A 17,442-nucleotide genomic window follows, 5' to 3' on the forward strand; every position below is an offset into this window, starting at 1 on the left:
AACTTCTTCAATGAAATAAAAGTGCAGAAAACAGACATTTATTCAGTAATTTGCAAATTAAGGACACGAATACGGAATCATGAAACCCTCTCAGATTACCCAGCAACGCTGGAAATTTATCTTGCTTATCTTTGCCGCAGTCATTGCTGTCGCCTCGCTGGTTTATACCAATTACCTCGTTCGAAATCTTGCACATGCCGAACGTTCGAAGGCTGAGGTATGGGCCATGAGTACCAAAAATATCATGACCATGCCCGACGTTGATGATGAATTCATTACATTTATTTACGCCGTAAGAGATAGTCTAAATTTACCCGCAATTATTACTGACGACAAGGAAGACATTATTTTCTGGCGCAACCTCGATTCCACAAAGACAAATATTAAACCCGGACACAACGACAGTGTTACAAAGCATCTCGATTATGACCCGGCCTATTTCCAAAAACAGCTTGCATTTATGAAGAAAAGCCATCCGCCCATTACGTTGGAATTGGAAAATGGACAAAAATGGCGTGTTTATTATAAAGATTCATGGTTTTTACAACAGTTAAGGGTGTTTCCTTATGTGCAACTATCGCTGATTGCACTCTTTCTCATTATTGCTTATACCGTTTTCAATTCTATCCGGAAATCCGAACAAAATCTCGTTTGGGTAGGGCTCACGAAAGAAGCCGCACATCAGTTAGGCACCCCTATTTCGTCGTTGATGGGTTGGTTAGAATTGATTCGCATAAAATTCGATGCCGAAGAAGATGATACCCTAAATGAAATGGAAAATGACATTAAGCGACTTGAAATCGTCGCTGATCGCTTTTCGAAAATAGGATCTACTCCCGTGCTGACTAACCATAACCTGTATGATGTCATCAAAAATTACATGGATTATTTTCGCGTACGAACCAGTAATAAAATTGCTTTCGAATTAAAAGGCGACACACATCTTGAAGCACAGCTTAATATTCCACTCTTTGATTGGATTATCGAAAATTTATTGAAAAACGGAGTAAACGCCATTGGCACAGAAGGAAAGATAACTGTTAATATTTCAGAAAATATTGCGAAAGAAGAAATTTTTATAGACATTAGTGATACGGGCAAAGGAATTCCGAGATCAAATTTTGAATCTGTTTTCCAGCCAGGGTTCACAACTCGGAAAAGAGGTTGGGGGCTTGGCCTTAGTCTGACAAAAAGAATGGTGCGGTACCACCAAGGGCAAATTTTTGTAAAAGAATCTGAAGTAGGTAAAGGAACAACATTTCGAATAATCTTAAAAAGCAATTTAAAATATGAAGCCACTCAAATCTGACGAATATCCAGCAGTCTACGCGCCTTATATTGAGACTGTCGTCGATAACGTGTTTGATGCACTAGAAGAACAAACGCTCTCCTTTCCAGCATTTCTGGACACGATACCAGAGGAAAGAGGTAATTTTAAATACGCCGAAGATAAGTGGACAATCAAAGAAGTTGTTGGCCACGTCATCGATAATGAGCGTATCATGGCTTACCGAGCATTGCGTTTTTCACGTAACGACCTTAAAGAGCTAGCCGGATACGACCAAGACTACCTCATTCAGTATTCCCGTTACAACGATCGCACCTTAGAAAGCCTGAGCAAAGAATTTACTTTTCTCCGCAAAGCGAACATGATGCTTTTCAATAGTTTTAATGAGGCTGAATTAGAACGTAAAGGGATGGCATCTGAACGGCTAACAAGTGTAAAAGCGCTCTTGTATGTCATTGCGGGCCACCTCAATCATCATCGCATCATTATCCAAGAACGCTATTTAAACTCAGACGATGTCAAAAATTTGGTTTCAGCATTACAGCATTGAGGAAATAAACGTATTTTTCAACAAATACCTATCGGGTCTGCTCGAGATTCAAGCGACAGAAATTGATGACAACTCCATCACAGCGACCATGCCGGTGACAGATAAAGTCAAACAACCACATGGTATTTTACATGGTGGTGCTTCTGTCGTTCTGGCGGAGTCTTTGGGAAGTATCGCATCTAACCTCGTGGTTGATCCAGAAAAATACCGCGGAGTTGGACTTGAGGTAAATGCTAATCATATACGCCCGGTAAGTAGTGGAGTAATTACAGCAAAATGTAGTCCAATACACATTGGTCGGTCCACACATATTTGGGAAATAAAGATGTACGATCGCTTCAACAAATTAAATTGTATCTCAAGACTCACAGTAGCTATCGTTCCAAAATAACGATAACTATACGACTCCTGCTAACTCGATTTATCACCTCGATCCAATTACAATTCGACAATATTTATAAGCAAAGAAGGATAAATTTCACAATTTATCCTTCTTTTTTTTGTCAATTAATTATCAAAATCCCCCAAAAATATGCCTTTATTTATTTCCAATATTCAAGAAATTTAAGTAGTCTTGTAGGATGGATACTTTAAAAATCAGTAATTATGAAGCGCAATCGTTTGTTCATTCCTTATTCCTACTGATTTACCAATCCTCGAACGATAACTTAACTAAATATAATAAAACAAAACATGACCACTAATCCTAACGTTGGTAAAACAGCCTTTCGCCCTATGGCCATCTGCTGTGGTTTATTTTTTATCCTCGGTTTTATTACCTGGGCAAACGGAACCTTAATTCCGTTCTTAAAAATTGCTTGTAACCTCGAAACAGATTTACAAGCTTTCTTCGTAACCTTTGCTTCCTACATTGCTTATTTTTTCCTAGCACTTCCAAGCTCAGTCATCATTAAAAAAATTGGTTTCCAAAATGGTTTAGTTGTCAGTCTTATTATATTAGGTTTAGGGTCTCTGATCTTTATTCCTGCAGCAGATAATAGAAGCTATGGCCTATTTTTAACAGGAATCTTCATCCAAGGTTCAGGAATGGCATTGTTACAAACAGCCGTTAACCCTTACTTAAGTATTATTGGTCCCATTGATAGTGCCGCACAACGCATCTCAATTGCTGGTTTTTTCAATAAATCGGCCGGTATTATTGTACCTATCCTTTTCGGAACACTCTTTTTAAAAGATGCTCAAAAAGTAACAGCAAAATTAGAAGCAACAGCGGATCTTGTCCAAAAGAATGCGATCTTAGATGATCTTCTTCAACGCGTACACACACCGTATATCTCTCTTGCAATTATTTTCGTTGCCTTCGCAATTTTCTTAAAGTTCACACACTTGCCTGAGGTCGATATGGATGCAGAAGAAGAAACCAGCGCAGAAAGCGGAACTGTGGCAGCAAAGAAAACATCGATATTTCAATATCCACATTTGTTCTTGGGGGCTTTGGCAATTTTCTTCTGTGTGGCCGTCGAAGTTATGGCAGGCGATATCATTGGCGTCTATGCACGCGAACTGAAAGTTGATCCTTTCTTTACAACCTATGCAACAGCATTTACACTCGCTTGTATGTTGATCGGTTATATTATTGGTATCATTTCTATTCCAAGATTTGTATCACAACAAATGGCCTTACGCATTTGCACAATCATTGGCATCACATTTACCATTATTTCTGTTTTTACGACCGGTACAACTTCATTTATATTCGTTGCCTTGTTAGGAATCGCTAACTCCCTCATGTGGCCAGCTATCTTCCCGCTAGGAATTAAAGGCCTTGGAAAGTTCACGAAAACAGGGTCAGCCATCATGATTATGGGTATTGCAGGTGGTGCTATATGGCCTTTGATCTACGGATTGTTAAAAGATCATTTACATATTGATTTTCAACACGCATTCTTATATGCAATGATTCCGGGCTATCTATACATTATGTTTTTCTCTATAGTAGGCCATAAGGTTGGCAAAACGAATTAACGTAAATCCATCTTATATTTAAGAAAAAATGGCATCTAAAAATAGATGCCATTTTTTCTTAAAATTCTTCCTATTTTTAGGAGATAGATGCTTTAAAAGCCATACATATGACAGATCCTCTATAACAAGGGTTTCTTTTTCATAGAAAAAATAGAAAGTATGGTCAAATGAAATGCCTGTCAATAGCACGTTGAACCACCGGATCAAGCACACAACAAAACAAACAATGATACAGATGAAAAAGAATCTTTTTGCAATTGCCATTGCCGCAACAATGATGTTTACGGCCAACGAATCTTTTGCTCAGCTAAAGCTACCTGCAGCAAGTAGCTCACAGACAGTTACACAAGGACTAGGTATTGAAAACGTAACCCTTAATTACAGCAGACCTAGTATGAACGGTCGTAAGATTTTTGGTGATCTTGTTCCTTACAACGAAATATGGCGCACAGGTGCAAATACAAATACCACATTAACCTTTGAAGGTGATGTTGAGTTGAATGGACATAAGCTTTCCGCCGGAACCTATGCTCTTTTCACGATACCGAACAAATCGGAATGGACCATCATCATCAGTAAAAACACAAAACAATGGGGCGCTTATACCTATAAACAAACCGAAGATGCCTTACGCTTCAATGTTAAACCTCAGACCTTAGCAACTCCAGTGGAGACATTTACCATCTCTTTTGACAATGTTACACCTACAGGTGCTGTATTGAGTTTGGCTTGGGAAAAAACGTCAGTAAAAGTTGATCTCAAAGTCAATCAACAGGCTAAAATATTAGCTTCGATCGACGAGGCTATGAAGGGCGAGAAAAAACCTTATTTTGCCGCAGCCCAATATTACTTCAGTAATAACTTAGATCTAAATAAAGCGCTAAACTGGTTTGACGAAGCTGCCAAAGCTCAACCTAAAGCTGCCCACGTCCTTTATTGGAAAGCAAAAGCTCAATTAAAAGCTGGCGATAAAAAAGGTGCAATAGAAACCGCAACGAAAGGTCTTGAAGTTGCCACAGCAGATAAAAATAGTGAATACATCAAATTGAACACACAAGTTATCAACGCTGCAAAGAAATAGGTATTTATAGCTAAAAAATGCCCCCAGAAAGTATCTCACTTTTTGGGGCATTGCATTTAAGGCCTTTTTTATAACTCGGCTTTTAGTTTTATAGCTCGTCTTTTAGTTTTTATAGCTCGTCTTTTAGCAATTGCTCAAGTTCTTCTGGGGAAACGTTCATATTGACGTTTCCGTCTTTCGCAAAAGATATTTCACCAGTCTCTTCAGATACAATAACAGCAATCGCATCCGAGATTTCTGTCACCCCAATAGCGGCACGATGCCGTAGTCCGAATTGCAGCGGCAAATCCTCACTATCCGACAATGGTAGCACACAAGATGCTGTCATAATCTTAAAATCAACAATAACGACTGCACCATCATGCAAAGGGCTATTTTTATGAAAGATACTTTCAATCAAACGCTTCGAAATATGAGCATCGATATACTCACCACTACTCTGGTAATACTCCTCATCAAAATATTTTGAAAAAACCAATAAAGCGCCTGTCCGTGTACGCGACATGCTTCTACAGGCTTCAATAACGGGTTTTATATCCTCTGTCAAATCCTTTTGTATAGCCTTCTTATTCCCGATAAACGACCAAAAAACCTTTTTCCGCTTCATGGATATATTCTTCCCAACGTGCAGTAAGAACCGCCTGATTTCCTGTTGGAACACGACAATCAATGCGATGGACCCTACAGATATAAAACCGCCGAATATTTCGGTCAGCAAGCGCATATGCATCTGCTTAACGACTATATAAACACCATAAAACAGTGCTACGCCAATCAGGATATTAACGGCAATGGTCCCTCTAATCAAACTATAGATATAGTAGATAATAATCGCTACCAATATGATATCAATAACGTCCAATAGGCGAAAGCCGCTAAACAGGCTATAGTCGATTCCATCCATATATGCAAGTTAAAAAAAAATAGATATTATTTGTATTTTTACAACATAACATACAGGAAAATGACTAGACTTTCAGTAAATATCAATAAAATCGCAACGCTCAGAAATTCTAGAGGTGGCAATAACCCTAATCTAGTATCTGCGGCATTAGCCTGTGAACGTTTTGGAGCACAGGGTATCACTGTCCACCCGAGACCTGATGAAAGACATATTCGATATCAGGATGTCTTTGACTTAAAAGCAGAAATTCAGACCGAACTCAATATTGAAGGAAATTGCCAGGAACAGAAATTTATTGACCTCGTATTGGCCAATAAACCAGCACAAGTAACCTTAGTGCCAGATACCGAAGGACAATTGACCTCGAATCATGGCTGGGATACCATTAAGAACAAAGCCTACCTGCAAGATATGTGCAAATTGTTCAAAGATGCAGGTATACGCGTTTCTATCTTTGTTGATCCGGTCGAAGAAATGGTAGAGGCAGCGGCAGAAACCGGAACAGATCGCATTGAGCTTTACACCGAAGGATTTGCCACGGAATATGGCTTTGACAGCGAACTCGCTATAAAACCTTATTTCAAAGCAGCCTTAAAAGCACGTGAAGTCGGTTTAGGTCTAAATGCAGGCCACGACTTAGATCTCAACAATCTGCAATATTTCAACCAACATATCCCCGAACTCCTGGAAGTAAGCATAGGCCATGCCCTCATCGCTGATGCATTATACCTAGGACTAGAAGAAACCATCAAACGTTATCTAGCTTGTTTGAAGTAATAGCATATTCGGCGAAGTGCTAACTTTATAAATGAGCTTATTGTGATCTAGCGAATTGCACAAAAATGCATAAATAGAAAAGGGCTTTCTTAAAGAAAGCCCTTTTTATTACCCTCAAAATAGAGGTACTATTGCTGAACTTGCAATTATTAATGAATTCCTTTAAAGATACGGTTCCAACGAATTTTCGAAAGTCCGGTACCAATATCATCCCAGCTCATCCAAGTAAATAAGGCCTTTCCGACAACATGATCTTCGGGAACAAATCCCCAACCCCTTGAATCCAAAGAATTATGGCGATTATCACCCATCATCCAAAAGTAATCCATTTTAAACGTATAATGGTCTGCTTTAACATCATTGATATAGATCCCATCCGAACGTTTTTCTAACTTGTTATTTTCGTAAACACGGATAGCTCTTTCATAAATGGGCAGAGTCTGTGCATTTAATGCTACTGTCCATCCTTTCTTCGGGATTAAAATCGGTCCAAAATTGTCAAAATTCCATTTGTATTGTGGATCATACGGATACGCTCCTTCTCCACCCGAATTTCTTCTGATTTCTTTGACATTCGACCAAGATTTTACAATAGCTAGTTCATCTTTTGTCATGAACAACTGATAAACACCAGGCTGCTGATCGCCACCGACTGCTTCTATTCTCAACTCCCGTAACCGATCCATATTTAACGGGGTACCATCCGTTAATACGAGATAGTCCAATTGGCTTTCTGGAGGATCAAATCCTGGTTGATCGTTCACAAAGAGTTTAGCATCTTTCATGAAAATTTTATCGCCAGGCAATCCAACACAGCGTTTAATATAATTCTCCCTCTTATCGATAGGTCTTGCCTGGATTGTAAACTGAGAATTGACAGTCTGCCAACCATAGGCTCGAACAAGATCATAATAACTTGCATTTTGGTTTTCAAGCGCAACAGTGTCACCTGCAGGAAAATTGAAAACAACGACATCATTACGTTCAATCTTTTGAAATCCTGGCAAACGTTTATAAGGAAGCTCAATCAATTCAGAATAGGCTTTTCCGCCAGTGATAGGCATCGTATGATGCGCAAAAGGAAAGGCAATCGGCGTGTTAGGAACACGGGGGCCATAATTTAACTTGCTTACAAATAAGAAATCCCCGATTAACAAGGTACGCTCCATAGATCCTGTTGGAATCATATAAGCTTCGATCAGGAAGCCACGAATAAGGGATGCCGCTACGGTTGCAAATACAATTGCATCTGCCCATTCGCGTACCATCGATTTCTTGTACGGATATTTAATTTTATAATCTTTATAAGATTCAAGTGCAATTTCGGCACGCTTCTCTTCGGTCAATTCAATACCTTCTTGGCTTGCAGCCTTTAAATTCTTAGCATATAAGCCATTCAAAAAACGCACATTGTTGTCCTTTGCCCACATTGGCAGAACAATAAAAGGCACTAAAACTGCAGCAGCATTTTCCCAAAAACGGCGCTTTCCAAAACAATGGATAAAATCAAGGTAAAGATTATAGAAAACAAAGACATTGACAATCGGTACGAGCAATAAAACTACCCACCATGTAGGTCGTCCCGTCAATTTTGCCTGAATATACTGGCTATAAAAAGGCACGATCGCTTCCCAGCCATTTCTGCCAGCTTTAACAAACAATTGCCACAATCCATATCCCGATATTGCTGTTAAAACCGCAAATATAATTAAGCCCATAATCTACTAATTAGTACTATTTATTAAAATCAAAAATTTCAGTAACCTGATAGAAACCTCTTTTGCCATTCAACCATTCAGCAGCAACTACAGCTCCTAAAGCAAATCCATCACGGCTATGTGCGGTATGCTTAAACTCTATTTGGTCAACCTCGGAACTATAAAGTACCGTATGTGTTCCCGGAACCTCTTCGATACGATGACTTTCAATTAAAAGCTCCTGTGGTTTTGGAATAATTTCATCCTGATCACCAATAACAGTATTCACCCAGGTGGTTTTCACATCGCTATTATCCAATATTCCCTCAGCAATCGTAATTGCTGTACCACTTGGTGCATCAAGTTTATGAATGTGATGTATCTCCTCTACCTGAACATCATATTGTTTGTATGGTTGTAGGGCCTTCGCCAACATTCTATTGATATGGAAGAACACGTTCACTCCGATGGAAAAGTTAGATCCATACAAAATGGAACCATCAGCCTCCAAACACTTCGCCTTAACTTCCTCCAGTTGATCATACCAACCGGTTGTTCCGACGACAATAGGCACACCTGCCTCAAGGCAAAGATTCATATTATCCAGTGCCGCGAAAGGTACACTAAAGTCTATTGCGACATCAGCTCCTTTGATATCATCAGCAGTCAGGTTGGGACGATTATGTTCATCGACAACTAAAAAAATTTGATGGCCTCTTTTCAGCGCGTATCTTTCGATAATCTGCCCCATTTTGCCATATCCCAAGAGAATGATGTTCATATATTTAGAAAAAAAAGTATAGTTTATTTTTAAAATTAAAAAATTCCAATGAAATACCCATGTTTAAAAACCACAAACATCAATCTAAACTGGCCGTGTATATGCAATATTCACTAAAAGACAAATTAGATAAACCCGGATCAACAATCATTTCAAATCGAAATATCATTTTAGGAATACGGGATTTAATTGAATTTCATGGTCAATTTAAGTCCTACAGTAGGTTTAAATGAATAAGTTCCCGACGCGAGACTCGCATCCATTAAAGTAGGTCCAATTAAGAAAGCAGTCTTTTTGGGCTTATCGTCACCAATACTCCAGCGATATTTAAGCATCGAGTCAATATAAGCCTCTGCGACATTCAGGCCATAAACACCTAAGGTAAGCAGCACCATGAGATCTCGATTTCGCCGCGCATTATCTTTTGCTCGGATGATAGATTGGTCTGAGATTCCGATGTAATAAGGATCAATTGGCTTACCAAGAGCTTTGTCTTGTAATACCCCCAGTAGTTCCTTATAATAACGGTTATTAAAATCAAAAACTAGTACGGTTGTTATTAAGCCACCATAGATTGCAGGCACTTTTATCCACCAAACGCCACCGTTGGTGTATTGTCCCCAGCCTGGAAGAACCAAAGAACGTTTCCAAGCCTGTTTATTTTTTGCTTCAATAGCCAAGCGTGTCGAATCCTTGAATACAACCTTCTCTTTCGCCTTAGCCTCCTCCTTCTCCCGTTTTTTACGTTCCTTCCGAGACTCTTTCTTTACGGTATCCTGTACCGATTTTTGTTTTATGCTATCTATTTTGACTGGTGCTATTTGTTTCTTAGGAATTGTATCCACAATCTGTCCATTTACCACCGACAGTGCAAACACCGCAAATATCAAGCTTATTAACTTGGCCATATTACCAATCTAACAATTCAAGAATGCGACTTAAATCATCTTCCGATTCAAAAGGGATCTCAATTGCTCCTTTTCCTTTTGTGCTCTTCAGATTCAATTTGACGCGAGAAGAAAATTTCGACGCCAGATCATCTTCAATTTTCTGCAATTGAAAAGACATCGGAGCATTATCTTTTCCAGCTTTTTTCTTACCACCTTTTTGTAACTCACGAACCAACTCCTCCGCCTTACGAACGGATAAACCTTGATCAATAATCAACTTAAAGATATAAAGCTGCTTATCAACCTCCGGAATATTAATCAAAGCACGAGCATGTCCCATGGTCAATGCTCCATCACGTATTGCCGCTTGAATGACAGGTGGGAGTTTTAATAAACGGAGATAATTTGTAACAGTAGAACGGTTTTTGCTGACACGCTCACCCAATTCTTCCTGTTTTAGATTACATTCCTCAATCATGCGCTGAAAGCTCAAGGCTACTTCAATCGCATTTAGGTTCTCCCGCTGAATATTCTCAATCAGGGCCATTTCCAGCATCTGCTGGTCGTTGGCGGTACGGATATACGCTGGAATTTCGGTAATACCGGCCAGGCGTGAAGCACGGAGACGTCGCTCTCCGGAGATCAACTGATAATTACCGTCCGAAATTTTACGTACGGTAATCGGCTGAATTAATCCTTGTAAAATAATCGATTCCGATAACTCCTGTAAGGCAACCGGATCAAATTCTGTACGCGGCTGAAAAGGGTTGACAGATATTTCTTCTACACGAACATGGCTGATACTGCCATTCTCTTTTGTTGTTTTTACAGCAGTTGATGTAACTAGAGGAGCTTCTTCCACTTGCTGATTACTTTTAGCAGGAACTTCTACACTATCGTTTAATAGCGCACCTAAGCCTCTTCCCAGTCCTGTTTTACGCTGATGTGCTGCCATATTATGCGGTTACTGTTTTATTCATTTCATTAAGATGCCCGTTTTTTTGTAAAATCTCTCGCGCCAAGTTCAAATAGTTGATTGCCCCTTTACAGGACGCATCATGCATGATAACAGAAATTCCAAAGCTTGGAGCTTCGCTCAAACGGGTATTTCGCTGAATAATCGTATCAAAAACTAAATCTGTGAAATGTGTTTTCACTTCCTCGACCACCTGATTTGACAATCTTAAGCGAACATCATACATGGTCAACAAAATTCCTTCAATCTCCAAACTTGTATTTAAACGGTTTTGAACTATTTTAATTGTGTTCAACAACTTACCAAGTCCTTCTAGGGCAAAGTATTCGCACTGTACCGGAATGATGACTGAGTCAGAAGCAGATAGTGCATTGATTGTAATTAAGCCTAAGGAAGGCGAACAATCGATGATAATAAAATCATAATCCTGTTTCACCTGATCCAAGATTTTTTTCATCTTGTACTCCCTTTCGTGCATATTGATCATCTCAATTTCTGCCCCAACCAAATCAATATGAGCCGGTAAAAGATCCAAATTTGGTGTTTCTGTTGACTGAATAGCCTCACGAGGATCCAAATCATTCACTAAACATTCGTATACACTTGCGCTGATTGTACGAGGGTCAAAGCCAATCCCAGAAGTAGAGTTTGCTTGGGGATCTGCATCGACCAACAATGTTTTATATTCTAAAACCGCCAAACTAGCCGCCAAATTAATTGACGTTGTGGTTTTTCCGACCCCACCCTTTTGATTTGCGATTGCAATTACTTTTCCCATCTTGAATGAAAACCTTTCTTAATTAAAATGTCATTTTATTCCACATTTCACTTATTTGAAGATCAATTTGCCAAATTTTTTATCCGTAATTCAAATTAACAAAACAAATTCAGCATATTTCGTACTTTTGATTGATCGAAAGCACATATCCTCAGGATGCTAAGATACAAAAAATCAAGATATGTATCCACTTTGAAACTGCGCTTTTTATAAGTATCAACAACACAATGATTTTAATAATATCCGGAACAAACCGTCCCAATAGTAAGACGTTAAAAATAGCAAAGTGCTACCAGCAATTACTTGATCGTAAGTCAATTGAAAGTGACATCTTTTCGCTGGAAGATCTGCCAGCAAACATTTTAGAAACAGATCTTTATGGAAAAAGAAGTACAGCATTTGAACCTATCCAAGAAAAGGTCAGTAAAGCGGAGCTGTTTATTTTCATCGCACCAGAATACAACGGAAGTATACCAGGAGCGCTCAAGCTTTTTATCGATTGCTGCACTTTTCCGATCAGCTTTTATCACAAGAAAGTTGCATTGGTCGGACTGTCTTCAGGACGCTATGGCAACCTCCGCGGCATCGATCATCTGACTGGCATATGCCACTACTTAAGAATGCACGTGCTTCCCCTCAAGATCTTTCTACCCAATGTTCAGAACGAACTGAATGACGACGGGCAGTTATTCAAAGAAGATACGCTGCAATTCATCAACGAACAGATTGAGGAGATTATCCGGTTTTAATACACTAGCTTGAGTAGCCACGATAACGAATTCACCCTAAAATTAATCCTCCCCGTGAACAGTGAAACAAGGATTGCGTAGCGTGAAATAAGAAAAAAACAAAGGGCATCACAAAACCTGACACGAAAGAAGCCTCCGGCAAACACCGGAGGCTTCTTTAATTTCATAAGCTAATCTAATTCTTAAGACAAGAAATTCTGGATCTAATAGCCGAAGATCTCTTTAAGATCCAGCTTTTTAACCTCGCCCAATTTTGCAAGATCTTCTGGCTTAAGACTTTCTTCCTTCGCTACAATACAGTAAACGTACGGCTTTTGACTCATTTCTTTCTTGTGGAAAGTATTTAGATCGCCATAAGTTAATTTTGGCGCTTGCTCATAGACAACTTTGCGAATATCAGTTGCATTCCCCAAACGTTGTGCCGCCAGATAACTACCTAAAATAGAAGCATTCAACACACGCTCACTGGCAATTGATTTTTCCAGACTTACTTTCGCAATATCCAGCCCCTTAGCACTTTCAGGCAATACATCCAATAGTTCGTTCATGCCTTTAATCGCATCGTTAAACTTATCTGCCTGCGTCCCAATGTAAGCGCCTACTGTATAATGGTTTTCCTTTTTATAAGGTTGTCCATAATAAGCATAAGTTGAATAAGCCAATGCTTTTGATTCACGGATAGTCTGGAAGACAATACTTCCCATTCCGCCACCAAAGTAATTATTAAACAATGAAACAGTCGGTGTCAAAGCACTGTTGTATATTCCTGAACTTCTATACCAAAACACTTCAGCCTGCTTCATATCGAAATTAGCAAAAAGGACCTGGTTCTTGCTTGTTGGCAATTCTGCAAACACGACCGCCTTTTTCGCCTGAACATACTCTCCAGCACCTTGTTTCAAAGGCTTCGCTTTCGCTACAAATTCCGAGGCAGTTAATGGGCCAAAATAAAGCATCGTATGTTTCATATTAGCCAAATCGTGCAATGCCTTCACCAAATCCTCCGCTTTTAAAGCATCCAATTCCGCATCTGTAAACACATTATTAAACGGATTTTTAGCGCCATATTTAGCATAAGATTTTAGACCCTCCATGATAGCGCCCTTGTTTTCTTTCGCATTTGCTCTCGCTTTTTTAAGACGGGCAATATACATTTTGAAAGCCTCCGGATCAGCAACACAATTACGCAATAAATCCTGAATCAAGTTCAATGTAGCCGTAAAGTTGGAATTCAAACCTGAAATCGACACCATGGTTTCCTCATTTCCTGCAGACACCGAAAAATCAGAAGCCAATTGATAAAAATCCTTGCTGAATTGCTCACTAGACTTATCTTTTGTACCCAAAAATTCAAGGTAACCCGCAGCCAATGAAAGTAACTTATTGCTCCATTTTCCACCATCAAAACGATAAGACAGCGAAAACAGTTCATTATCTGAGTTCTTTACAGCAAGTACTGGCAAACCGTTTGCAGTAGCTTTCTGAATATCTTTGTTATAATCTACCCATACCGGCTGGATTTTATCCTCTGGCATTGCTTCAACCCGCTTCAAGAACTCAGACTGGTCGTCGCGATTGACCGTTACAGGAGTAATCTCAGGTTTAACAACTTTAACAACATTACTATCAACACCCTTACGTTTATAAATAACGACGTAATTATTATCATTCAAGTATTTGTTAGCAAAATCCACCACATCTTGCTTGGTGATTTTATTCAATTCATCCGAATATCCCACAACAGACGCCCAATCCTGGCCCGAAGTAAAGGCATCCATCAATGATTCAGCTCGGTCACCATAGCTTTCATTCTGTTTGATTTCGTCTTTCTTCGCATTGTTGACAATGGCTGTAATCAAATCATCCGAGAATTCACCTTTTCTCAATTTCGCCAATTCTTGCAACAGCAGCTGTTGCACCTCTTCCAAGCTCTGTCCCTGACCAGGATTACCCTGCAACAGGAGCAAAGAATAGTCTTTTAACACATAAGGAAAAGCACCTGCACCTAATAATTTTTGATTCTTCACCAAATCCAGATCAATCAGACCAGCAGAACCATTCGTCAAGATCTGACTCATCAAATTGAGCATACGGGCATCCTTTGTCGCAGCGCCAGGAAAACGGAATCCCATTAACATAAATTCAGCATCCGGACCTTTCACCTCGCGGACAACAGGAGTTAAAATTGGTTTCTCCGCATCAAAAGTATAGGCTGGAACCTCTTTCGCCTGCATAAATGCAAAGGTTTTATCCACCTTTTTCACCACCTCGGTAGGATCAAAATCCCCCGACATAATAACCCCCATATTATTAGGGACATAATAGGTATGAAAATATTCACGAATCGCTTTCAAAGATGGATTTTTAAGGTGCTCTACAGTACCAATTGTCGTCTGCTTTCCGTAATTATTATTGGGAAATGCTGCTGAAAACATCGATTCTACAGCCTTACGATTATCTTTATCCAAGCTGATATTTTTCTCTTCATACACAGCTTCCAGTTCGGTATGGAACAGACGCAATACCGGATATCTAAACCGCTCTGCCTGTACAGCAAGATACTTATCCATTACATTACTAGGAATTTGCTCCTGATAGACTGTCTGCTCAAATGAAGTAAAAGCATTAGTACCTTCCGCCCCCATTGATGCCATCAATTTATCATACTCATTCGCAATCGCATATTTCGCGGCTTCTCCAGATACTTTATCGATTTCCTTATAGATTGCTTTCCGTTCGGTTTCGTCAGTTGTACCATTATATTTCTCATAGAGCGCATCAATCTGATCTAACAAAGGTTTCTCCTTTGCCCAGTCTTTAGAGCCAAATTTATCGGTTCCTTTGAATAACATATGCTCCAGGTAATGGGCCAAACCGGTGTGATCCTTCGGATCTGTTTTGCTCCCCGCCTTTGTTGCAATGTAAGTTTGAATACGTGGTTCTTTTTTAGTCGGACTCAAAATCACAGTTAAGCCATTTTTTAGCTTGTAAAACCGCGAATGGGTAGGGTCATTCGTTACGTACTTGTAGGTGTACCCCCCCTCAGATGCTTCTTTCCAATCAAATTTGGCGTTTTGGGCAAACAAAGCATACCCTGCTGTTGTTAGTGCAAACGTAACAGCAGTAATTCTAAATAGGTTTTTAATCATATTTCCTTTTTCTTTTCACCTCAAACTTAGATAAATTGCTTTTTATATGCAATACAATTAAAGACATAAACAATAATTATTTACCCATTTGACATCCTGATGGTTAAGTCACCCAATTTCTCCCGCCACTAACCGACAAGATGTGGCTGAAAAATGGCATTTTTTACAACTAGATTTCGCTACTGTTTAAATACTATTGTTACAATGATATATCATTCTTATTTTTGCAAATATTTTAAAAAACGCTAACGTTTTATTTCATGAGATCAAGAATACTTGCTTTTGTGGCCTTGGCACTACTCTCCTTTCGTACCACAGCACAGGTCACACCCCGAATAGAAAATCCGAAGGATACTTTACAAAGCCGTACCCCAGCCAAGACGAGACTTATATTTCAACTTGAACATGAAAGCGGGGGCGAACTCAAATTCAATGAGCCCTCCAAAGAAACCCTTGCAGACTCTTACTATAGCGGACTAAATTTCAGAGTCGGTTTTCAAACACAGTTTCAAGACTCCCTAAAGAGTATTTACAACGAAATATACAACTATCCAATATACGGCATCGGGATCTACAGCAGTACATTTGGCCAGGAACACCTCGGACGACCTTTCGCAGCCTATGGCTTTGTCGCCATTCCCATTAGACCAAAAGTAAATTCGAGATGGAATTTCAACTATCGGATTGCACTCGGTCTCTCTGGCAGATTCAATCCTTATAATGAGGAAGACAATCCTTTCAACCTACTTATCGGCAGCAAAAATAATGTATTTATTGACCTTGGACTTCAGGTCAACTACCGCCTAAATAAAAACTTCCAGGTAGGGGCCGGCGCAGCCTTTCATCACTTCAGCAATGGAGCCCTGGCATTACCGAACACAGGGATAAACCTCGTCCCCTTGAGCCTATCTGTTTCGTATACACCAACAAACAAACCTTTTGATTATAGAAAAACAAGTATTCCACAGATGGAGAAAACAGAGGAACTCCATTTCAACTATGCCTTTGGCTTCAAACAGATTGATCGCGAACACGACGGCCAATATTTTAAATCTACGTTAGGTGCATACTACAGCAAGCATTTCGGCTACAAATGGCGACTTGGCGCTGGGTTTGATGCATTTTATTCAGCCAGCGGAAACGACGAAAAGGTTGCCGGCGACAAAGCCGGGAAATTCTCCGCCTTATTTTCTTACGGCCCAGCATTCTACATTGATCATGTGTTAAATTCACGTCTATACATCAACGGAAATGTTGGAGCCTATCTTCATCGCAACGAATTCAATGGCGAGAGCATGCCTGTGTATTTAAGAGTAGGTGTACGTTATAAAGTTTACAAAGATTTCTTTGCCGGTGTTTCCATTAAAGCCCATGGCGGTAAAGCTGATTTTATTGAATGGACAACAGGTTACGGAATTAAACTAGGTAAGAAACGGAAATAGTAAGAAAATAAACATGAGAGATTCCCGAGACAGATTGAATACCGGATCGGGGGCTTTCAAATTTCCCAGCGAGTTCAATACATAAAAAAAGCGTTCATGAAGAACGCTTTTTTTATCGTGGGGATTACTGGGTTCGAACCAGTGACCCCTACCTTGTCGAGGTAGTGCTCTAAACCAGCTGAGCTAAACCCCCTAACGAAAAAAAAGCACCATTTGATGATGCTTTTGTGGAGGCTACAGGATTCGAACCTGTGACCCTCTGCTTGTAAGGCAGATGCTCTGAACCAGCTGAGCTAAGCCTCCGTTTTGGATTGGTGGAGAATACTGGATTCGAACCAGTGACCCTCTGCTTGTAAGGCAGATGCTCTGAACCAGCTGAGCTAATTCTCCGACT

At 39.7% G+C, this 17,442-nt stretch carries 15 protein-coding genes and 3 tRNA genes; 8 read left to right on the top strand and 10 right to left on the bottom strand.

Annotation, left to right across the window (positions count from 1 at the left end; genetic code table 11):
• Window positions 1-79: 79 nt before the first annotated feature.
• The 5 genes from GVK91_RS05815 to GVK91_RS05835 all read left to right on the top strand — a co-directional run bounded on the left by GVK91_RS05815 (window position 80) and on the right by GVK91_RS05835 (window position 4,905).
• Window positions 80-1,309, top strand: a complete 1,230-nt coding sequence (locus GVK91_RS05815; protein ID WP_153844359.1) for a HAMP domain-containing sensor histidine kinase — start codon at window positions 80-82, stop codon at window positions 1,307-1,309.
• Window positions 1,290-1,838: a DinB family protein gene (locus GVK91_RS05820; RefSeq protein ID WP_153844360.1), complete on the top strand. Its 549-nt coding sequence runs from the start codon at window positions 1,290-1,292 to the stop codon at window positions 1,836-1,838. The genes GVK91_RS05815 and GVK91_RS05820 overlap by 20 nt, the downstream gene beginning before the upstream one ends.
• Window positions 1,804-2,229, top strand: a complete 426-nt coding sequence (locus GVK91_RS05825; protein ID WP_046673622.1) for a hotdog fold thioesterase — start codon at window positions 1,804-1,806, stop codon at window positions 2,227-2,229. The genes GVK91_RS05820 and GVK91_RS05825 overlap by 35 nt, the downstream gene beginning before the upstream one ends.
• Before the next feature lie 302 nt (window positions 2,230-2,531).
• Window positions 2,532-3,824, top strand: a complete 1,293-nt coding sequence (gluP, locus tag GVK91_RS05830; protein WP_153844361.1) for a glucose/galactose MFS transporter — start codon at window positions 2,532-2,534, stop codon at window positions 3,822-3,824.
• A gap of 235 nt (window positions 3,825-4,059) precedes the next feature.
• The gene (locus tag GVK91_RS05835) at window positions 4,060-4,905 is read left to right on the top strand and encodes a DUF2911 domain-containing protein (protein WP_159727440.1); all 846 of its coding nucleotides are present in this window, start codon (window positions 4,060-4,062) and stop codon (window positions 4,903-4,905) included.
• A gap of 109 nt (window positions 4,906-5,014) precedes the next feature.
• On the opposite strand, the gene cdaA is transcribed toward GVK91_RS05835, so the two are convergent.
• Window positions 5,015-5,809, bottom strand: a complete 795-nt coding sequence (gene cdaA / locus GVK91_RS05840; RefSeq protein ID WP_182330648.1) for a diadenylate cyclase CdaA — start codon at window positions 5,807-5,809, stop codon at window positions 5,015-5,017.
• Window positions 5,810-5,869: 60 nt separating this feature from the next.
• Here cdaA and GVK91_RS05845 point away from each other — a divergent pair, with 60 nt between their 5' ends.
• On the top strand, window positions 5,870-6,586 hold the full coding sequence (locus GVK91_RS05845; protein WP_159727442.1) for a pyridoxine 5'-phosphate synthase: 717 nt from the start codon (window positions 5,870-5,872) through the stop codon (window positions 6,584-6,586).
• Window positions 6,587-6,735: 149 nt separating this feature from the next.
• Here GVK91_RS05845 and lepB read toward each other — a convergent pair whose 3' ends face one another.
• From lepB to GVK91_RS05870, 5 genes are all read right to left on the bottom strand, one after another.
• Window positions 6,736-8,304: a signal peptidase I gene (gene lepB / locus GVK91_RS05850; RefSeq protein ID WP_159727444.1), complete on the bottom strand. Its 1,569-nt coding sequence runs from the start codon at window positions 8,302-8,304 to the stop codon at window positions 6,736-6,738.
• A gap of 16 nt (window positions 8,305-8,320) precedes the next feature.
• Entirely contained in the window at window positions 8,321-9,064 is a 744-nt protein-coding gene (dapB, locus tag GVK91_RS05855; protein ID WP_153844365.1) for a 4-hydroxy-tetrahydrodipicolinate reductase, read from the bottom strand.
• A gap of 185 nt (window positions 9,065-9,249) precedes the next feature.
• On the bottom strand, window positions 9,250-9,972 hold the full coding sequence (locus GVK91_RS05860; RefSeq protein ID WP_159727447.1) for a DUF5683 domain-containing protein: 723 nt from the start codon (window positions 9,970-9,972) through the stop codon (window positions 9,250-9,252).
• A 1-nt stretch (window position 9,973) separates the two neighbouring features.
• The gene (locus GVK91_RS05865; protein ID WP_153844366.1) at window positions 9,974-10,909 is read right to left on the bottom strand and encodes a ParB/RepB/Spo0J family partition protein; all 936 of its coding nucleotides are present in this window, start codon (window positions 10,907-10,909) and stop codon (window positions 9,974-9,976) included.
• Between the two features lies 1 nt (window position 10,910).
• Window positions 10,911-11,708 (bottom strand): ParA family protein, encoded by a 798-nt coding sequence (locus GVK91_RS05870; protein WP_070561294.1) that lies wholly within the window; start codon window positions 11,706-11,708, stop codon window positions 10,911-10,913.
• A 227-nt stretch (window positions 11,709-11,935) separates the two neighbouring features.
• Here GVK91_RS05870 and GVK91_RS05875 point away from each other — a divergent pair, with 227 nt between their 5' ends.
• Window positions 11,936-12,457, top strand: coding sequence for an NADPH-dependent FMN reductase (locus GVK91_RS05875; RefSeq protein WP_159727449.1), 522 nt, complete (start codon window positions 11,936-11,938; stop codon window positions 12,455-12,457).
• A 203-nt stretch (window positions 12,458-12,660) separates the two neighbouring features.
• Here the strand turns inward: GVK91_RS05875 and GVK91_RS05880 are convergent, their stop codons facing one another.
• On the bottom strand, window positions 12,661-15,606 hold the full coding sequence (locus GVK91_RS05880) for a pitrilysin family protein (RefSeq protein WP_153844368.1): 2,946 nt from the start codon (window positions 15,604-15,606) through the stop codon (window positions 12,661-12,663).
• A 260-nt stretch (window positions 15,607-15,866) separates the two neighbouring features.
• Here GVK91_RS05880 and GVK91_RS05885 point away from each other — a divergent pair, with 260 nt between their 5' ends.
• Complete coding sequence (locus tag GVK91_RS05885; RefSeq protein WP_159727452.1) at window positions 15,867-17,048, top strand: acyloxyacyl hydrolase; 1,182 nt, start codon at window positions 15,867-15,869, stop codon at window positions 17,046-17,048.
• A 118-nt stretch (window positions 17,049-17,166) separates the two neighbouring features.
• Here GVK91_RS05885 and GVK91_RS05890 read toward each other — a convergent pair.
• The 3 genes from GVK91_RS05890 to GVK91_RS05900 form a co-directional block, all read right to left on the bottom strand.
• Window positions 17,167-17,241, bottom strand: a tRNA-Val gene (locus tag GVK91_RS05890).
• Window positions 17,242-17,276: 35 nt separating this feature from the next.
• A tRNA-Val gene (locus GVK91_RS05895) sits at window positions 17,277-17,351 on the bottom strand.
• Window positions 17,352-17,360: 9 nt separating this feature from the next.
• Window positions 17,361-17,438 (bottom strand) — tRNA-Val (locus GVK91_RS05900).
• Window positions 17,439-17,442 lie beyond the last annotated feature (4 nt).

The organism is Sphingobacterium sp. 18053 (assembly GCF_902706145.1).
In the GTDB taxonomy this organism is placed as follows: domain Bacteria; phylum Bacteroidota; class Bacteroidia; order Sphingobacteriales; family Sphingobacteriaceae; genus Sphingobacterium; species Sphingobacterium paramultivorum.